Source organism: Chitinophaga cymbidii (assembly GCF_007992715.1).
GTDB classification, from domain to species: Bacteria; Bacteroidota; Bacteroidia; order Chitinophagales; family Chitinophagaceae; genus Chitinophaga; species Chitinophaga cymbidii.
Genome location: NZ_BKAU01000006.1, coordinates 19,548 through 38,887, shown reverse-complemented (window position 1 = coordinate 38,887; position 19,340 = coordinate 19,548). Strand labels below are relative to the sequence as shown.

Genomic DNA, 19,340 nt, shown 5'->3' with positions numbered 1-19,340 from the left:
TTACAAGCATTGGCGCTTGCGGGAAATTGACTGAAATATGATGTGGGAGGGTATGACGTTCAATGGATAGTTAACTCAACAAAATGCATCCGCTGGCAGGGAATGGCTTATTCCCGCTGGATGACAAGCGGGGTTGGGGAGATATGCGCGGGTGTTGCCAGCGATTGCAGCCGCTGCTGCAGCATCGCCTGTTGCTGGTGTTCAGGTTTGTGGAAGACCTGTTTTGTTTGCGGTTCCTGCACTGCAATGATATCAGCGGCGAGGTATTTCCTGTTGAAGGACGCCCGGCTGCCGCACATGCCTCTTACCTGCAAAGCTACGATCAGCGTTCCCTTGCCGGGCACATCTACGTTGAGCGCTGCGCCTGCAAATGCTTCACGGGTATCCAGCACGATCATGGCGGTTTCAGTGCCCGTGACCCGGCGCTCTCCGAAGTGGACGCGGGCGGCGATCACTTTTACTTCCAGCGTGGAGATGCCCCTGAACGGCGGCAATGCCTGCGGCGGGATATGCAGTATCCTGTTCTCCGAGAGCGTAGGTGCTACGGTAAAGAAGCGGTCTGTTCCCGTGTACTGGTTAAAGCGGAAGCCTGCGATGGCTTCGGTGTTACGGACACCGCCTTTGATGATGGTTTTGTTGAGGCGGTTGATATGCCCGGCGTCACAATGAACATCGAGGTCATTAGCGAATGCGCCGCGGATAAGGCGGGCTTTGCTGCTGGCCGCGCCGAAGCGCTGTGCCGCGCGGCGGGTGGCAGTCGTCTGCCGGACTGTCTCCGGCATGCTGCGGAAGTAGTGTTTACCGTCCCGGTAATAGCCGATCATATTGCCGGCTTTACCTGTGAAGGTGAACAAAGATGTTTGCTTTGCCATTGGGGTGCGATTTTGTTGATACATGAATATAACACTATTTCCGGAGAAGGTTGGGCTAGGGAATTGGTGATTATCAAACAAAAAGTCCGGTAATATTCAAACATCACACGTGCCCGTACAACGAGAAATATCAAACCAGCCTGGGGTGGAGGTTAAAGCGGCTATGCTTCGAGATAAAATATTAAACATTTACCATATTCAACATACCGCTTTCTTCCTGTTAAATAAGAATTTCTTAAATTTGTACAGTATTATTCCAATTTAATATTATGAACTTGCTGGTTTCTATATCAGAAAGAATTAGCGCCTTATGGACTTTATCTAAAAAAGAAGATATTTTTTTGGATGATTTACAAAAAGAATTCAGGCGTGATCTTCAAACTTTCATTGTGGGAGAAACTGTTTACAAGAAAGACGGGAAGCTTGTAATTGGTCATAATTTATATAAAAAATGGCTCCGGAAAATACAGATCAAAGGATTCGACTACGAGATAGACTTTAAAGAATGATTGAACATAAGATAAGGAAAATAAATACCCTGAAAAACAAGATAGAAGACCTTGCTCCTCGCAAAGAATGGAACGAAGCCTTCTTTGAAAAAGTAAAGATAGATTTCACCTACAACTCCAATAAGCTGGAAGGCAATACGCTTACTTACGGTCAAACCATCAAACTACTTAAAGATTTTGTAACTCCTCCAAATGCTGCTCCCGGGGAACTTCTGGACTTAGTAAATCATCAGAATATTTTAAACAATGTATTTGCCAATTATAGTTCTCAAACTATATCAGAGGATAATATAAAGGCATTACATAAAGAACTGATGAAAGACTTAGCGCAATGGAATGATGATGGACTTTATAGCCCTGGTCAATACAAAGTTTTTGAGAATTATACGATGAGGAGTAATGGGAAAATACATAATTACCTATTACCAACTGAAGTTGCATCTGCAATGGAAGAATTGATCCATACAACCAACGAGCAACTGCAGCAAATAGATATACATGATGTTAACAGACATCCTTTGACTATTGCAACACGCTTTCACCAGGAACTTTTAAACAGGATACATGCATTCAGTGATGGTAATGGCCGGATAGGGAGGCTATTTACCAATTTAATCCTGCTGAAAGAGGGCTATCCTCCTATTTTCATAAAAGATGTTGATAGAGAGGAATATCTGAAGCGTTTTGAGAAGTCCGATGAAGATATAAGCCCAATGCTGGACTTTCTAGCAGACAGATTGATAGAGAGTTTAGAGGCGAAGCTAGAGTTTATTCAAAAGAAACAATGATTACAACAATAAAAAAACGGAAGTCTTCAAGTTTCACATCCTGAAGATTCCGTTTTCACCTCGTGCCCAGAACAGGAATCGAACCTGCACTCCGTTGCCGAAACAAGATTTTGAGTCTAGCGCGTCTACCAGTTCCGCCATCTGGGCAAATCAGGCATGAACCTGACCTCGGCGTGCAAATGTAGATATTTTACCATTAATAGCAAACAGCATCATCTTATATTAAATTTATCTGACATGTAAAATATAGAACCCCGGGGTTCTTGCGCGGGTCTGTAATAAAATTGACCTTTGCGCTATATTATTCAACAATCACTATATCCTGATACTGCGTTAAATACCTATGGTAATGTTCAGATAAGCACCAATACAATTTCTATACATGAGCACAGTCCTATGCCTTTGCTATTTGTGCTCGATTAATAGCCGATACATATTCAATTTTATACCTAAATCCAGTTTATGATCAGACCTAGACATGTGAAATGGCTTTTACTACTTTTCTGTATCGTTCAGAGCACCTGCTATTCTTACGGACAATCTGCACCAACCGCAAAACACCGCTGGTCAAAACTCACCATTAAAGTTTCCGATGACCTGGCAAAAAATTATGTACGTCTGCCCGAAGCAGACTATACGCCGCTCAATCAACTGGAAAGCTGGTCTGCAAAAGACGCTGTTCTGAAATATGCGGCGGGTGTGAATGGAAAATTCCTCCTTCAGTATATGTTGCTTGTAGATGAAAAAGGAATGATCAAAGAAGTGGAAGTGATTAAAGCCGATGACGCTCATCATGCTGATGCTTTGAAGGCCCTGTTACTGAACACTAAAACAGAAGGTCCTTCCTTCTTTCGTAACAACGCCGTTACCTGCTATGTTCCCTGCTTTGTAAAAATAGAAGCACGCCAGGTAACCATTCATTAATTCTTTCTTTTTCCAAAGGAAAAAACGATTTGCATGAAAAAAATGTACAAATTTCTTTTCATAGTGGCTTGCTATGCCCTGTTGTCAACCAATACCCATGCGCAAATGGTGAGTGGCAACGGCTTTCTCAAAGCGGATTACATCGAGGCGGGCGTACGGCCGAACGGCGCTTTTGGCACTACCGTCAAATGCCCTGAAAATTACTTTTATCACACGAATACCAGCTTTAACGGAAGACTGGGTTTTATTTCAGATGTCGGGAAAGACGGATGGGACGTTGGATCGCCGGCCTATATTGGGGACTACTTTCTGCCGGGCTCTCCCTATGAAGGGTTTTCCGTACAGATCGACGGCACCCGGCATTTGAACTCGGGGTTCAATCACGATGATATTCCCGGCGCCGTTACCGGCTTCAGCACCACCGATGTCAGCCAGACAGTAGAATGGACCGGTAATATCGGCGACCTGGAAGTGCGACAGGAATTTTCTGTGGAAAAAACAAAAGGGTTTATCCTGATAAGGGTTTACCTGGTGAATAAAGGCACCACCGATCTGGTCAATGTTTATTATACACGGGAAGTAGATCCTGATAATGAGCAAACGCAAGGTGGCGGTTTTAACACGAAGAACGTGATCGAGCAGCAAAACCCGAATGCCATCAGCACGGCGCTGATCTCCGCGCAAGGGTTGAGCTTCTCCTCTTACCTCGGCCTTGGCAGCCGCGATTGCCGGGCGAAAGTATCCGTGCCTTCGGGCTGGCCCAATGCCAATGGCAGCCAGATATGGGCTGGTACCGGACAGCGGTTGTCCGCGCCGGGCAATGTTAGCGGAGATAATGCCATGGCCATTGCATTCAAGGTGGGCACGCTCGCTGCCGGCGATTCAACCGCCCTGGCGTTCGCTTACGTGCTGAATGCATCCGACCTCCCGGATGCAATGGACCGCACCGATCCCTTGTTCAATGTAAAAACAACCTCCTACTCCTCCGGCTCCTCCATAGAAGTTTGCGCCGGCCAGGAGCAAATCATAGAAGTCGTAAACGGCGATGGCTTTTCCTGGACATGGGCTCCTTCAACAGGACTGAACACCACCACGGGGTCCGCCGTAAAAGCAACGCTTACCGGGCCGATGACCTATACCGCATCCGGTATTAACAGCTGCGGTACCACCCGGAGCATTACCCTTACCCTCGACCCCTCTATCACCACTCCCCCGGAAGATGCGGAAGCGATCACAGGGCAGGACACGGTAGTTGCCGGCCTCAATGCGAGCTACAGCATACCCGCTGTTACCGGCGCCAGCAAATATAACTGGACGCTTCCCCCCGGTGTAACATTCGTTTCCGGGTATAACACGAATAATATTACCGTCAACTTCGGCCCTTCCGCTACCGGCGGCGATATCATCGTGGAAGGCGCAAACGGCTGCGGAACCGGCGCTTCCACTACGTTTGAAGTGCGCATGATAAACCTGTCGGCGCCCGTTTCATCAGAAGCTTCACCTACCAGTATCAAAAAGCCCGCAATCACAGGTACTGCCCGGCCGGGTATGACCGTAACATTATATGACGGATCAACCCCTGTCGGTTCTGCCACCGCAGATGCCGAAGGTAACTATTCCATTACACCAACGTCTCCGCTTTCTACCGGAACCCGTACGCTCACCATGAGGGTTGACGACGGCGCTGGCAGCACCAGCACCGCCAGCGATCCACTGACGCTCGTTATCCTGGCAAAGCCTCCGAAACCGGCTGCTCCCGCGCTGGTAACCGGCACCAGTCCCTTAAATGAAAACAAGCCTGCAATCAAAGGCACCGCGCTGCCTAACAGCACGGTAACCATTTATGCAAATGGAACATCTATCGGTACTACCACTGCGGACGCCGCTGGTGACTGGACCTTTACGCCCGATGAAGACCTGGCGGATGATTCATATGAGATCACCGTTACAGTAAAAGATGCCGAAGGCAATGAAAGCGATACCAGTGATGCGCTGCCGTTTGTGATAGATGCAACGCTGCCGCTGAAACCGGAGATGGAACTAACGGGAGACAGCAGCCCGACCCAAAACGTTCAGCCATCTCTCAATGGCACCTCGGAAGCATCCAGCGTTGTAACTATTTACATAGATGGTGTGGAAACAGGTACCGCTACAACAGACGCTGCCGGCAAATGGGATTTTGCGCTGCCTGCTGCCCTGGCCGATGGAGCATATGTATTTACAGCTTCCGCGACAGACACTGCGGGTAATATCAGCGCAGACCTTGATTCGCTGCATGTTACGATCGATACACAGGCTCCGGTTCAGCCGGCGGTGGAACTGACCGAAGGCAGCAGCCCGGTCAACGACAGCCTGCCTTCCCTGAGCGGCACGGCGGAAGCCAATAGCACCGTGAACATTTATGTGGACGGAACAATCGTAAGCACCGCAACCGCAGATGCTGACGGGAACTGGACTTATACCGTTTCATCTGCATTGCCTGACGGCCCTCACACAATATATGTTACCGCCACGGACGCAGCCGGCAACACCAGCGGAAACAGTGAAACACTGACAGTAGAGATCGATACGGAAGTTCCGGCCAAACCTGCAGTGGAACTGACTACCGGCAGCAGCCCGCTGAAAGAGAATCAGCCTGCCCTGAATGGCACCGCGGAACCGAACAGTACCGTAAACATTTACGTAGATGGAAAAGTAATTGGCACCGCCACAGCAGACGCTACCGGCAAATGGAGCTACACCTTACCGGAAGCCCTCTCCGACGGCAACCATTCCATCACCACCACCGTGACAGACGCGGCAGGCAACACCGGCCCCGCAAGCGACGCACTGGATCTGGTCATTGACACACAGGTGCCCGTTGCGCCAACACTTTCCGGCAACAACAACGATCACAGCAACAATAACAAGCCCGCCTTTACCGGCACAGCGGAAGCGAACAGCACAGTAGACATTTACGTGGATGGCGTACTGACCGGCACCGTTACCGCGGATGCTGACGGCAAATGGAGCTACACGCTTCCCGGCGCTCTCGCAGATGGTCCGCATACCATCACCACCACCGCTACCGATGCCGCAGGCAACATCAGCGCCAGCAGCGGCGAGCTGACCGTCATCATCGATACGGAATCTCCCGCCCAGCCGGCCATTTCCGTTTCCGGCGGCCCGATCAATGAGAATCAACCAGCTCTTGAAGGCACGGCGGAAGCGAACAGCACCGTAGATATTTATGTGGATGGCGTAAAAGCGGGAACAGTCACCGCTGACGCGAACGGCAAATGGACTTATACTGTTACGCCCGCACTGGCAGACGGCCCGCATACTATTTCGGTTACCACAACAGACGCCGCCGGTAACACCAGCGCGGCGAGCGAAACACTAACAGTAGAGATCGATACGGAAGTACCGGTACAACCTGTAGTGGAATTGGCCACCGGCAGCAGCCCGCTGAAAGAAAACCAGCCTTCCCTGACCGGCACCGCGGAACCCAACAGCACCGTGAACATCTACGTAGATGGCGAAATAGCAGGCACCGCCACAGCGGACGCCACCGGCAAATGGAGCTACACCTTACCATCAGCGCTCTCCGACGGCAGCCATACCATCACCACCACCGTAACGGATGCAGCAGGCAACACCAGCCCTGTGAGCGAAGCGCTTGAAGTAGAGATCGATACGCAGGTGCCGGTTGCACCTTCATCACCCGTACTCTCCGGCAGCAGCAACGATCACAGCAACAGCGATCAGCCGGCATTCACCGGTACCGCGGAAGCGAATAGCACCGTGGACATTTATGTGGACGGCATAAAAGCCGGAACTGTCACCGCAGACGCTGACGGCAACTGGAGCTACACACTCCCTAACGCCCTGGCCGATGGCGAACATACCATTACCACCACCGCCACCGACGCAGCAGGCAATACCAGCGCCACCGGCGACGCCATCACCATTATCGTAGACACCAAAGTGCCCGTTACTTCCTCCACGCCCGTACTGGCCGCGGAGCAGAACGGCAGGACCAACGATAACACGCCCACATTAAGCGGAACGGCGGAGCCTAACACCACGATCACCGTTTACAACAACGGCGAATCCATCGGCACCGCCACCGTAGCAGCGGACGGCTCCTGGAGCTTCACGCCGGAAACAGCGCTGACAGATGGCGTTAATACCATCACCACCACCGTGACAGATGCCGCCGGCAACACCAGCGCAACCAGCGAAGCAGTTTCGTTTACCGTAGATACGCAGCTGCCGGTACCGGTCGTATCATCTTCCTCCACCGCCGTCAAAGGCCCGTTCCAGGTGAGCATTGTATTTGACGAGCCGGTAGAAGGATTCGATGTTTCGGCCATCACATTGTCCAACGCCACCGCATCCGGCTTTACCATGATCAGCCCTACGGAATACCGCATCACCGTGATGCCCGTATCTGAAAATGATGTGACCGTGCGTGTAAACACCGGCGCAGTGCCTGATTCCGCGGGCAACGGCAACAGGGAATCCAATATTCTTACCGTGAAAGCGGAGTTCAGCGCAGTTGTGGAATCGGTATTCCCCAATCCTTCGAGGGGCAATATCTACATCCGTTTCAACGGTGTAGTACCGTCGGAAGGCACGGCTATCATGATCAGCGTATCCGGACAAACGGTGCTCCGCCAGCACCTCAGCTTCCAGGGCAATATGCTCATGGTAAATGCTTCCGGCCTTGCGCAGGGTGTATATGTGCTGATGGTGAACACGAAAAATTACACTTACAAAACCAGGGTCAGCATCATACGTTAGACCGTTTCACATAATTATAACAAGGAGAACATGAAATATTCCTTCTCTAAAAACATGGCCTTCGCATTATTGATGCTGGGGGCGCCATTAAAAGGAGTTACGCAAACCGTAGATCCGATCGATATCGTTACCAACGCCGTTCCCTTTCTCCGGATCTCTCCGGACGCAAGGGCCGGCGGGATGGGCGAAACAGGCATCGCCACATCACCCGATGCGAATGCCACCTTCTACAACCAGGCAAAAGCCGCCTTCCTCAGCCACCCTAAAGGCGTGGCCGTTACCTACACGCCCTGGATGAAGAGCTACGGCGTAGACGGCATGTACCTGCTGAATGCATCCGGGTATTACAAGCTGGACAGCACCGAGGCCATCACCGTGGGCGTCCGTTATTTTGACCTGGGCAGTATTGAGCTGACAGACATCGAAGGAAAGCGGCTGGGGAACAGCAATCCCAACGAATGGTCCGCCGAAGTGGGATACACCCGCCAGCTGGGCAGCAAGATGTCTATCGGCGTTGCTTTCCGGTATATCTATTCCAACCTCGCTTCCGGGGCTGATGGCACCGGCGTCAATTACAAGGCGGGCTCTACGGTTGCGGGAGATATTGCTCTTTTCTACAACGGCAGGAACGAACAGGGTGAAGGCTGGAATTTTGGCGCGGTATTGAGCAACCTGGGCGGCAAGATCGCTTACACCGATCAGGCGTCGCAGAAAGAATACATCCCGGCGAACCTGGGCATCGGCGCGAGCTATGCAAAGGTGCTCAGCGGGCAGCATTCCCTCTCCTTCGGGCTGGACATCAACAAGCTGCTGGTGCCGGCGGTTTCAGCGGACGATCCCGCCAGCCTCGAGAAGTACCGCAACCAGAGCGTTGTCGGCGGCTGGTTCCGGTCTGTCGGCAATAAAGCGTATACCGGCTCACTGGGTATGGAGTACGATTATATGCATCAGTTGTTCCTGCGCGCGGGATATTTCCATGATTCCAGGAAAGAAGCCAACAGGCGGTATTTCACATTGGGCGCAGGCTTTGCTTACAGCATCGCCAGGATCAATATTTCCTATGCCATTCCGGCGGGTAGTGATTTGAGTCGCAACCCGCTGTCCAATACACTCCGCTTTGGTCTTGCGGTGAATTTATAAGGACCGGCCGAAAGAACCGGGGATATATCATCAGACAATTTGCCGTACCATGCGCAAATTACTTTTGATATGTTCCCGTTTTTCACATCAGCTTTTCTCCATTCTCCAATGCCCACTTCAGCAATGCATTGTTTTCATCTTTCAGGCCCAGCTTCCGGCAGATCTTGTGGCGCTGGTTCTTTACCGTATAAGGACTGAGGAACATGATCTCCGCAATTTCTTTGGTGGACTTGCGCAGGCTGATCAGCTGCACGATCCGTTGTTCCGCGGGGTTTAACGCGGCTGCGGCAACCGGCGTATCGGGGGTATTCTTCCGCGCCAGCTTCTCCATGATCAGGCGCACGCCCGCATATAGCTGCATTTCATCTACCGGTTTAATGATATAGTTGGATGCGTCTGACTGGATGGCTTCTTCTATGATGTTCTTGTCGTTGTAAGACGAAATATAAATAACCTCAAAAGTGTACTGCCGCTGCAATTGCCGCACCAGCTGTATGCCGGTGCATGATTCTTCCAGGTTGATATCACACAGCAGCAGATGGGGTAACAGCTTCGGCATGGCCGCCAGCGCTTCCGCTGCGGATATGGCAATGGCGGTCTGGCAATTAAAATGAGCTTTGAGCTGCAGCTCTATAAACCTGGCGATAATAATTTCATCTTCCACGATCAACACGCGCGTCATAAGTATATTTTTTAGGAACCAAAAGGAAAAGTTAATTCGTACACAAGACCGGGAGCGGTGAATTCCGATATCTGCCCGTTCATTTGCCGTACCAGGTCTTTCACCAGCGACAGGCCGAGGGAAGAGCTGTTGGCATTGGGCTGCTGCGGCCCCGTTCCATTATCCGCGTACCGGCAGACAATGACATCGTTCATTTTAATGGCGGAAATATGGATCAGTCCTGTTGCCGCATGATTAAAAGCATATTTAAAAGAATTGGTCAGCAGCTCGGAAACGACGAGTGAAAAGTAGAGCGCCTTCCGGCTGTCCAGCTGAATCCCCTCATCAAAATCGGTTCTTATCAACACCGTCCGCTGCGTGCTGTAGATCTGTTTGATATTGGCGGCCAGTTCCTTTGTAAGGTCCCCCAGGTTCACGAGCTGCAGCTCTTCCAGGTGGAAGAACCGCCTATTCACCAGTATCATGGCCTTGATCCGGTTAATATTGCTGGTGAGTACCTCACGGGAAGCATGGTCCTTAATGCCCGGCAGCTGCAGGCTGATCAGGCTGTATAAAAGTTGCAGGTTATTTTTAACGCGATGGTTCAGCTCGTTGATGAGGATGGCGATCTTTTCGTTTCTTTCCGCCAGCGCCCTGTTTTGGCGGGTCAGCCGGATATTGTTGGTGTTGAGTTCCGCTGTTTGTTGCTTCACCTTATCTTCCAGCAGCGTATTCTGGTATTCCTGCAACCTGTTCAGCTTTTCAAGGGCCAGCTGTCTTTCCTTTTCCGCTCTTTGCTGGCTTTTGGCAAGGCCGGCGAAGACCATGAAAAAGATGCTGATGATCATGATGCTGGACATATAGGTGATGTTCACAAACGCCTGCTCCTTCAGCACCAGGATGCGTACCGACACAAAAATGCAGGAAGCCACGAACATCCATATTCCGTATGCGAGATACTTCTGCGTTGGATCGAGGCGGGGCCAGAGCTTCCAGATCACCACGGCCGCGAAACCGATGTGCGCAACGTACGACCAGAGATTGAGGTAATTCATCAGCGCAAAGTTGCCGGTAAAGAAGTTGATGCAAAAGCTGATCACGGAAAACAATGCTACAAATCCCACTGCGATCATGCAGGCGAGATATAACCGTGGCGCCTGTACGCGAATCCGCCAGAAGTCTATCGTCAGCATATACAGTCCCGCCATGCCCAGGTGTACAAAATGTATATTGAACAACCAGCCGACAGCAGGCGCTTCCGGGAAAAACCATTTTATGAAATATCCGCTGGGGCAAAGGTTATAAAAGGTAACCGCCACAATGGTCAGCAGCAGCCAGCCGTAAGTCCTGTTCCGGGTCGCAAACCAGCATAGCAGGGTGTAGAGCACAAATATCCACAGTACGCCCTGCAGGCGCAGCTCCATCGCATCGTCCTTTTGCTGCTGCCGGAAAAAATCATATCCGTCCTGGATAACAAAGTCAAAACGGGGGATATAGTGTTTGGTGTGCTCTACTTTCAACAGCAGCGTACAGCTGTCAACCCGCAGATTGGACGGCAGGGAGAACCAGAAGCGGCCATCTCCCCGGGCCAGTTCGCTTTCCTTGCGGAAGGCCCCCGCTTTTTTATGCAGTATACACCGGCCTCCTTTGTAAATATAGAGGTCCACATACGTGAGATTGCTGAAAGATATCACGCTGGTCTCCACCGGCCCTGTGATGTCGGGTAAAGGAGCCGTCAGCCAGTAAACGCCGGTTTTATTCTGTAACCGGAAATCCTGCAGGGGTTGAAAGGTGTGTAATTTTGACAAGGCGGCAGTTGCATCCGCGATACTATCCTCCCGGATGGCCAGGTGATCTGTAAGATGTATCTCCTGCGGCGCCGGCGCGATATCCCCGGAACTGGATTTACACGAGGGCAAAATTGCGGAAATAGCAAACAGTACAAAGCATAGGTATAGTGGCGGCCTTAAATTCATTGCTAAAAAATGAGTATTGGAGAAGCGGCAATGGAGGAATGTACCTGCGGAGAGGGCTTTTAGAAAAATCAGGCAAAAATATAAAAAAACCTCAAGATCAGGACTGGCTTCTTCAAATGATCATTTCCATGCCTGGCCGATTACAGCGCTCATTGGAGCGATCATCGGCGCGGCGCCGAATTTTTCCGAGAGCTCTTTTTCAAGCCTGATCTTTATCTCCTCTATCCATTCGGGATGATGCTGCCTGATCTCCTTAAACATAAACCCGCCTTCAACCAGTCCGGCCGCTGCTTCCTTCGCAGTGGGGCAAACCGACAATTGCGCTGCTTTTTCAACAGCTGTTTTGGAGAACCCTGTGTTTTCCAACAGCTGTCTGATGGCAGCTTCATCACTCATCGACACAGCAAGATTGTACAATTCGGGCAGCGGGCCTTTCAGATATTCTTCTGCTACTAACCTGGAAGTCCAGGACACCGCGTTATGCTCCAGTTTATCCCAGGTTGTAAACAAAAACACGCCTCCGGGCCTTAAAACACGGTAAGCTTCGGCAAATGCTTTCGGCTTATCCGGAACGAACATATATCCGAAGCAACAAACGATCAGGTCGATGCTATTGTCTTTAAACGGAAGATTTTCCGCATCTATAAGCTGCCAGTCAATATCAGGATGGCTTAATTTCTTCTTTGCTTCAGCCAGCATATCTTCACTGATATCCGAAGCGATCAGTTTTGCAGTGGTTGCGATCCGTTCCCGGATATGACGTGTAACCCGGCCCGTTCCGGCGGCAATCTCCAGTGCAAGCGAAACCGGGACGGGATCAATGCGTTTTGCCACTTCTACGGCATAGGGTTCAAAGAACAGGGGGCCGAGAAAATGATCGTAATGGGAAGCGCCTTCTCCGTGGCAATCAAAAGAAGAAACCGGTATTGAGGTATCACTCATACATATTACGTTTTACAGGCGGCCGCAACAATCACGCCAGCTGCCTTTCCGGGCCGGCGGCTCAACAAAAAAGGCCCACCTTCTGTGAGCCTTTTTTGACCGTTTTGATAACCAGGTGCCCAGAACAGGAATCGAACCTGCACTCCGTTGCCGAAACAAGATTTTGAGTCTAGCGCGTCTACCAGTTCCGCCATCTGGGCAATGAATCAGACTAAAACGCCCGATCATGGGGCGCAAATGTAGATAATCTATCTATAATCCGCAATATAATTTTTTGTTTGCAGCCAAATTCCTTCGCCGGCCCGCTCCTTATTTTGCTGAAAAGCAAATTTACAGTAACGTTGCAGCATTCGTTGATGATACCCAAAAAACTATGACAGCGCAACTTACTCACATCGGGCTGATACGGGAAGAAAAGATACCGCAGGATAACCGCGTTGCTTTTACACCCCTGCAATGCAAGTGGATCATGACGCATTACTCCGGTATCCAGATCACCGTTCAGCCATCGCCGCACCGCAGCTACAAGGATGAGGAATACATCGCGGCGGGCGTGCCGATGCAGGAGGACCTCTCGCATTGCGACATTCTCCTGGGCATTAAGGAAGTGCCGGTGGAGCGCCTGTTACCGGGTAAAACCTACCTCTTTTTCTCCCATACCAAAAAGCAGCAGCCGCAGAACCAGGCCATGCTGCAAAGCATTATGGAGAAAAACATCACGCTGATCGACTACGAATGCCTCGTGCATGAAGACGGGCAACGGATACTGGGCTTCGGCTTTTTCGCCGGCGTGGTGGGCGCGCATAACGGCCTGCTGGAATACGGGCGGAGAACGGGGCTTTTCAGTTTCAAGCGAGTGCATGAGTGCCACGACTTCCAGGAGCTGATCACCCATTATTTCGGCGTGAAGCTGCCGCCGCTGAAGATCGTGGCTACCGGCTCGGGGCGCGTGACCGCGGGCATCCTGGAAGTGATGGGGCTGCTGGCCATCAAGTACATACCGCCGGAGGAATTTCTCTTTAACGACTACGCCTACCCTGTTTATACCCAGCTGAAGGCCGGGGAACTGTATCTCAGGAAAACGGACAAGACGTACAGCCGCGAGGATTTCCATGCCAACCCGGAGAAATACGATTGCAAATTCCTCCCTTACGTGACCAGCAGCGACATCCTGATGAACGGGATCTACTGGGAAAAGGGCATCGAGCCGCTTTTCACCTGGAGCGACCTCACGAAGGACAATTTCCGCATCCGCGTGATCGCGGACATCACGGACGATAAACACGGCTCCATTCCCTGCAACCTTGGCGACGGCACCATCGAAAACCCTTCGTACGGGGTTAACCGTTATACCCAAAAGAAAACAGCGCCCTATGACGAAGACGCCGTCACCATGATGTGCGTCGGCAACCTGCCCAATGAGCTGCCCCGCGACGCATCGCAGTTCTTCGGCGACCAGCTGATGAAATATGTATTTGATGAATTGCTGAAAGATAAAAGCCCCCTGATCGAAAAAGCCACCATCACCCGCAACGGCAGGCTCACCGAACGTTACGCCTATTTGCAGGAATACGCTACAGGTACAGGTAATAAGGCTTCAGCAGTTGAATGAATGCGGGTGTGTATTGCCGCTGATCATCATAGATGGTCAGCTCTTCCCGGTGCAGCGTCCCGGACTTCCCGAATATTCCCACCGCACGGAAATAGCCATGCGCGGGCGTTTGCCTGATCTCCAGCAATTCCTGCAGCACAAAATCCGCCGCCAGCTTCCGGAAACGCTGAAACCCTTCGTAGGGCAGCAATACGGAGAAGCGGCCATCCGGCGTCAGTAACCTCCTGATAGCATCCAGCAGCGCTTCATAATCCAGTGATACGGCATGCATGGCCGCGTTGCGCTGGTGATCGGGACTTTTCAGGTCGTTTTCGAAGAAAGGCGGGTTGGTGATGATGAAGGGGTATTGGGTGGCGGGATGATAATGGCGGATGTCATCGCGAATAAGATGTAAACGGTCTTTCCAGGGCGAGGCATCGAAGTTCTCCCGTGCCTGTGTGGCGGCGGCGGCATCCAGTTCAATGGCGTCGATGTGGACCGGGGCCGGTCTTGCGGGATCAGCATCCACCATCCCCTGCGCCAGCATCAAACTCAACAACCCCGTCCCCGCTCCGATATCCAGCACCCGCGCGGCGTTCCCTGCATGCAGCGCCGTGAAAGCCCCCTGTATGCAGGCGTCCGTACACACCTTCATGGCGCTGCCCTGCTGGTGTACGGTAAACTGCTTGAACTTAAAATATGTGTTACCCATCTTTACAAAGCTATCACAAGCCCCGGCAGGCGCATATCGCTATGCGGCGACGCAGGCTGATATAACTGCACATGACAGCGGTTGATCCCTTTCGCATCAAAGCGCACCGGCAACGGCTGGCGGTACAGCACCTGCGGCACATCCGTATCGATCGAAAAAACAGTGGTATCCGCAAACCGGTTATAACATTTCACCACCAGGCTGTTGCGCCCCGCTTCGAGGTCGAGCAACAGATACTCCTGCTGTGTACCGCCGCGCTCCGGGTTGTTGTGCACCACCTGCTCCCGGCCGTTGAGGAACACCTGCACACCATCGCCGCTGGTGATGCGTACAATACGACGCCCGGCTTTTGCCGCCGTCAGCTCCTGCATCACATACCAGTTCCCGTTGCGGGAAGACGGCAGCTCATACCGCTGTCCGTTCTTCCAGTCCCGCTGCAATTTCCATTTATCGCCGGGCGTTCCTTTTTCAAGCCCTTCATGCGTCCACGTAATGCCGCCCCAGTGCGGACCGGCGAGGTACATCGCTCCCCAGCTCACATCCGCAGCGGGTATTTCCGTCCGCTCCCCTTCGAGCGTGATCACTTTTTGTTCCCCGTTCACATCGAACGCCACCTTCCTGCCCTTCTCCTGCTCCGTGAACCACAATACCGGCGTGCGGCTGCGGGTTTTGAACAACCAGGAATATCCCACCGTGCTGCGGTAATAGCTTTCATAATCGCCGCCGGAAATGCTGTACAGCTTTTCGGCATTGTCCCGCGTCAGTTGCCGGGTGCCGGCGGGCAGCGGCTCCCGCGGCAGTATTTGCGTTTTGCCGCTCAACCGGAGGCGCAGCACCTTTATTTTTCCATCCAGCGTAAAACCCTCCGGCAGCAACAACGCTGTTCCTTTCATCCTGAAACCTTTCTGTTCATCCCCCAGCACGTCAATATCCGCTACCGGCCCTTGCAGTCCAGCCAGCTGTATCATACGGTTTTCCGGCAATTTGAAAAGATGCAGGTAAAGCGCCCCGTCTTTCGCCGTCACTTCTCCCCATTCAAAAGTATGGTCAAAAGGATTCGCGCGGGTGCCATATATCGCTTCACCGTTCACTTTCAGCCAGTCGCCGATACGCAGCAGCACGTCCCGCTCAAATTCCACTACCGAACCATCGCCACGCGGGCCAATGTTCAGCAAATAATTCCCGCCTCTCGCTACAACCTTTATCAGCCCGCCCAGCTTCTCCCGCGCTTTGTCTTCCATCTTGCCATGCTCCTGCCAGGAACGGTAGCCCCAGGTTTCATCATATACCGACGCCGGCGTTTGCCAGGGCGTAGCGATCTTGTAATCGGGATAAGCATTGTCGCCCATCACGCAAAAATCACCCGCATCATTACCAAGGCGACCGCTGACCATGCAATCCGGTTGCAGCCGGTGCACCAGCTGCGCCAGCTCATTACTTTGCGCGGGCGTGAGCGAGCCCATATCGAACCACAGCTCCGAGATCGGGCCGTAGTTCGTCAGCAGCTCGGTCACCTGCTTCTTGTTATAGTCGTGATGCTCCGGCGTAATAGGATCGCTGTTGCTGCTGGATATCGGGTATGCCTGCGGATAGTTCCAGTCGATCAGCGAAAAGTACAGTCCCATTTTCAGGCCGTGCCGCTTGCAGGCTTCCGCCAGTTCTTTGATGACATCGCGTTTGTAGGGCGTGGCGTCCACCACATTGAAATCCGTATAAGCCGAATGGAACATGCAGAACCCGTCGTGATGCTTGGACGTGATCACAATGCTTTTCATGCCCGCCGCCTTTGCCAGCAGCGCGATGGAATCGGGGTTCCATTGGTCCGGCTGAAACCGTTTGGCGACGGCCGCGTAGTTATCGCTGTAGATACCGCCGTGATGCGCGCGTATCTGCTCGCTGTAGCCGCGGGAAACCTTTTCGCCTTCCCACATGCCGCCCAGCGTGGAATAAATAGCGCCCCAGTGGATGAACATGGAGTATTTCTGGTCTTTCCATTCCTTCAGCTGTGCAAAGGCAGTGCTGGTGATGCATGCGAGCATCAGGACGGTGATCGTTCTTTTTATCATGGGAAGTCTTTATTATTCAAAAGCAGCGCGGGCGCTGGGAATTGTGTCGAGCGGACTGAACGCGCCGGCCAGGTATTTGTAATGCGCGGCCATAGCGATCATCCCGGCATTGTCCGTACAATACTGGAAGGCGGGGATGTACACGTTCCAGCCGTGCTTCGCGCCGTATTCCTGCAAGGCGTTGCGCAGCCCGGAGTTAGCGCTTACGCCGCCGGCCACGCACACTTCTTTGATCCCCGTTTCCTTCGATGCCTTTACCAGCTTGTTCATCAGGATGGTGATGATGCGGTGCTGGATGGAAGCGCAGATGTCTTTCAGGTGTACGTCTACAAAGTCCGCCTGCTTCGCTTTGTTTTCCTGGAGGAAATAAAGGATGGCGGTTTTAAGCCCGCTGAAGCTGAAGTTCAGGCCGGGTATCTGCGGTTCCGGGAAGCGGTATTTATGCGGATCGCCTTCTTTCGCGTATTTGTCCACCAGCGGCCCGCCGGGATAAGGCAGCCCGAGCAGCTTGGCGCTTTTATCAAAGGCTTCGCCCGCGGCGTCGTCCAGCGTTTCACCGATCACTTTCATGTTGAGCGGGCTTTCGCACAGTACGATCTGCGTATGGCCGCCGGAAACGGTAAGGCAAAGGAACGGAAAGGCCGGTTTGGGATCATCGATGAAATTGGCGAGCACGTGGGCCTGCATATGATGAATGCCGATGAGGGGGATGTTCAGCGCGAGCGCCATGGATTTGGCAAAGCAGCTGCCTACCAGCAGCGAGCCGATGAGGCCCGGAGATTGCGTGAAGGCGATGGCGCTGAGATCTTCCTTGCGGACGCCGGATTTGCGCAGCGCCAGGTCCACCACCGGCACAATGTTCTCCTGGTGGGCGCGGGAAGCCAGTTCCGGCACCACGCCGCCGTATTGCTCATGCACCGTTTGGTTGGCGATGATATTGGACAGCACTTTTCCATCAACGATCACGGCAGCGCTCGTTTCGTCGCAGGAAGATTCAATAGCTAGAATAGAGATCGGCATAATGGGCGCAAAATTACTAATTGCTGCGGATGGCAACAACCGGATCTAAGCGGCTGGCGGAAAAAGCGGGGATAAATCCCGCAATGATCCCTACAATGCCGGAAATGGTGAGGCCGAGGATGATGTTGCCGCTGGACAACGCGATCTGGAAGCTGCTGAAGAAATTCCCGGCGATCAGCGTGCCCGCGTAAACGAACAGCAGGCCCATGGCGCCGCCGATCATACAAAGCAGGATGGCTTCCAGCAAAAATTCCAGCAGGATAATAGAGGGCCTTGCGCCGATGGCTTTTTTCAGGCCGATGATATTGGTGCGTTCTTTTACGGTCACGAACATGATGTTGGCGATGCCGAAGCCGCCTACGATCAGGGCGAAGATCGCGATGATCCAGCCGCCCAGGTTGATATTGCCGAAAATGCTTTCCAGCTCGTCCTGCGCCGTGGTGATCTCGTTCAGCGCGAAATCGTTTTCCTCCGTGGGTTTCAGGCGGTGGATGGCTCTCATGGCGCCCGTCAGGTCATCTTTCAGCTGCCCCACGGTTACGTCCGGCCGGGCGCGCACCATGTAGAACGGCTCGGCATAACGTCTTTCATCCACGATCGTGCGGGCGAAGAGGTATGGCAGGATGATGGTATTGTCGTTGATCACGCCCCCCATCAGGCTTTCTCCTTTTTTCTTCAGCAGCCCTACCACTTTGCAATTCCGGTTGGCAAAGCGCATGACCTTGCCGATGGCCGCTTCCGGCGTGAGGAACAGCCCTTCCCAGATGTTGGCGCCCAATACGATCACATTGGCGCCCTGCAGCAGTTCGGCGGGACTGAAATAGCGCCCCACGGCGATGTCTACCGACTGCATTTTTTCCAGGTCCATCGTCACCGCCAGCATTTCCGCGCCTTCCATATAGTCAATGCCATATTCGATCTTCTGGTTGCCGGAGGAGAAAACGAAGGTCACCGCATCTGAAGTGGCTACTTTGTCCTTGATCTGTTTCATCTCGGAATACTTCGGCTGGGGGCGGTTGATGTATTTCCACCATTCGCCGTCGCCGTCCCAGGGCCATTTTTGAAGGTAGATAACGTTGGTGCCGAGGGATTTCAGGTCGCTGCGGATATTGGATTCCATGCTGTCGGTCACCGTCAGCACGGCAATGATGCAAAATATGCCGATGGTGATGCCCAGTAACGACAGGGAGGTCCGCAGTTTATTGACCCGCAGCTCCTGCAATGCCATTTTCAGGCTGCTCCATAATATCTTCAGGGTAGAGAACATGTATCAAATTTAGGGTATAAAATGACGCGGGCCGTCAGGTTTGTGACCGCCGGCAGGAAAATCAGCGGGAAAATGTACCTTTGCCCC

At 52.5% G+C, this 19,340-nt stretch carries 14 protein-coding genes and 2 tRNA genes; 6 read left to right on the top strand and 10 right to left on the bottom strand.

What is annotated here, in order from left to right; all coding sequences use genetic code 11:
* Positions 1-107 precede the first annotated feature (107 nt).
* Entirely contained in the window at positions 108-872 is a 765-nt protein-coding gene (locus CCY01nite_RS22870; protein WP_146866660.1) for a hypothetical protein, read from the bottom strand.
* A 269-nt stretch (positions 873-1,141) separates the two neighbouring features.
* Here CCY01nite_RS22870 and CCY01nite_RS22865 point away from each other — a divergent pair, with 269 nt between their 5' ends.
* Both CCY01nite_RS22865 and CCY01nite_RS22860 read left to right on the top strand, forming a co-directional pair.
* Positions 1,142-1,381, top strand: a complete 240-nt coding sequence (locus tag CCY01nite_RS22865) for a hypothetical protein (RefSeq protein WP_146866658.1) — start codon at positions 1,142-1,144, stop codon at positions 1,379-1,381.
* Positions 1,378-2,169, top strand: coding sequence for a Fic family protein (locus tag CCY01nite_RS22860; RefSeq protein ID WP_146866656.1), 792 nt, complete (start codon positions 1,378-1,380; stop codon positions 2,167-2,169). Before CCY01nite_RS22865 ends, CCY01nite_RS22860 begins: the two co-directional genes overlap by 4 nt.
* 63 nt (positions 2,170-2,232) lie before the next feature.
* Here CCY01nite_RS22860 and CCY01nite_RS22855 read toward each other — a convergent pair.
* Positions 2,233-2,316, bottom strand: a tRNA-Leu gene (locus CCY01nite_RS22855).
* A 315-nt stretch (positions 2,317-2,631) separates the two neighbouring features.
* Here CCY01nite_RS22855 and CCY01nite_RS22850 point away from each other — a divergent pair.
* From CCY01nite_RS22850 to porV, 3 genes are read left to right on the top strand one after another with little or no spacing between them, the layout of a single operon-like run.
* Positions 2,632-3,093, top strand: a complete 462-nt coding sequence (locus CCY01nite_RS22850) for a hypothetical protein (RefSeq protein WP_146866654.1) — start codon at positions 2,632-2,634, stop codon at positions 3,091-3,093.
* A 33-nt stretch (positions 3,094-3,126) separates the two neighbouring features.
* A complete protein-coding gene (locus CCY01nite_RS22845; protein ID WP_146866652.1) occupies positions 3,127-7,878 on the top strand; it encodes an Ig-like domain-containing protein in 4,752 nt (1,583 codons plus the stop codon).
* Positions 7,879-7,908: 30 nt separating this feature from the next.
* Positions 7,909-9,018 (top strand): type IX secretion system outer membrane channel protein PorV, encoded by a 1,110-nt coding sequence (gene porV / locus CCY01nite_RS22840; protein ID WP_146866650.1) that lies wholly within the window; start codon positions 7,909-7,911, stop codon positions 9,016-9,018.
* Between the two features lie 82 nt (positions 9,019-9,100).
* On the opposite strand, the gene CCY01nite_RS22835 is transcribed toward porV, so the two are convergent.
* The 4 genes from CCY01nite_RS22835 to CCY01nite_RS22820 all read right to left on the bottom strand — a co-directional run bounded on the left by CCY01nite_RS22835 (position 9,101) and on the right by CCY01nite_RS22820 (position 12,797).
* On the bottom strand, positions 9,101-9,700 hold the full coding sequence (locus CCY01nite_RS22835) for a response regulator transcription factor (RefSeq protein ID WP_146866648.1): 600 nt from the start codon (positions 9,698-9,700) through the stop codon (positions 9,101-9,103).
* 11 nt (positions 9,701-9,711) lie between these two features.
* Positions 9,712-11,598, bottom strand: a complete 1,887-nt coding sequence (locus tag CCY01nite_RS22830) for a sensor histidine kinase (RefSeq protein ID WP_186831216.1) — start codon at positions 11,596-11,598, stop codon at positions 9,712-9,714.
* A gap of 177 nt (positions 11,599-11,775) precedes the next feature.
* On the bottom strand, positions 11,776-12,597 hold the full coding sequence (locus CCY01nite_RS22825) for a class I SAM-dependent methyltransferase (RefSeq protein WP_146866644.1): 822 nt from the start codon (positions 12,595-12,597) through the stop codon (positions 11,776-11,778).
* A gap of 116 nt (positions 12,598-12,713) precedes the next feature.
* Positions 12,714-12,797, bottom strand: a tRNA-Leu gene (locus tag CCY01nite_RS22820).
* A 173-nt stretch (positions 12,798-12,970) separates the two neighbouring features.
* Here CCY01nite_RS22820 and CCY01nite_RS22815 point away from each other — a divergent pair.
* Positions 12,971-14,209: an NAD(P)-dependent oxidoreductase gene (locus tag CCY01nite_RS22815; RefSeq protein WP_146866642.1), complete on the top strand. Its 1,239-nt coding sequence runs from the start codon at positions 12,971-12,973 to the stop codon at positions 14,207-14,209.
* Here CCY01nite_RS22815 and CCY01nite_RS22810 read toward each other — a convergent pair.
* Genes CCY01nite_RS22810 through CCY01nite_RS22795 form a run of 4 tightly spaced genes read right to left on the bottom strand, consistent with a single transcriptional unit; the run spans position 14,172 to position 19,253 of the window.
* Positions 14,172-14,900, bottom strand: coding sequence for a tRNA1(Val) (adenine(37)-N6)-methyltransferase (locus tag CCY01nite_RS22810; protein WP_146866640.1), 729 nt, complete (start codon positions 14,898-14,900; stop codon positions 14,172-14,174). The genes CCY01nite_RS22815 and CCY01nite_RS22810 overlap by 38 nt on opposite strands.
* A 2-nt stretch (positions 14,901-14,902) precedes the next feature.
* A complete protein-coding gene (locus CCY01nite_RS22805) occupies positions 14,903-16,966 on the bottom strand; it encodes an alpha-L-fucosidase (RefSeq protein WP_146866638.1) in 2,064 nt (687 codons plus the stop codon).
* 12 nt (positions 16,967-16,978) lie between these two features.
* Positions 16,979-17,986: a tRNA (adenosine(37)-N6)-threonylcarbamoyltransferase complex transferase subunit TsaD gene (gene tsaD, locus CCY01nite_RS22800; RefSeq protein WP_186831215.1), complete on the bottom strand. Its 1,008-nt coding sequence runs from the start codon at positions 17,984-17,986 to the stop codon at positions 16,979-16,981.
* 16 nt (positions 17,987-18,002) lie between these two features.
* Positions 18,003-19,253 carry an ABC transporter permease gene (locus CCY01nite_RS22795; RefSeq protein WP_146866636.1) on the bottom strand — a complete coding sequence of 417 codons (1,251 nt, stop codon included), beginning with the start codon at positions 19,251-19,253 and terminating at the stop codon, positions 18,003-18,005.
* Positions 19,254-19,340 lie beyond the last annotated feature (87 nt).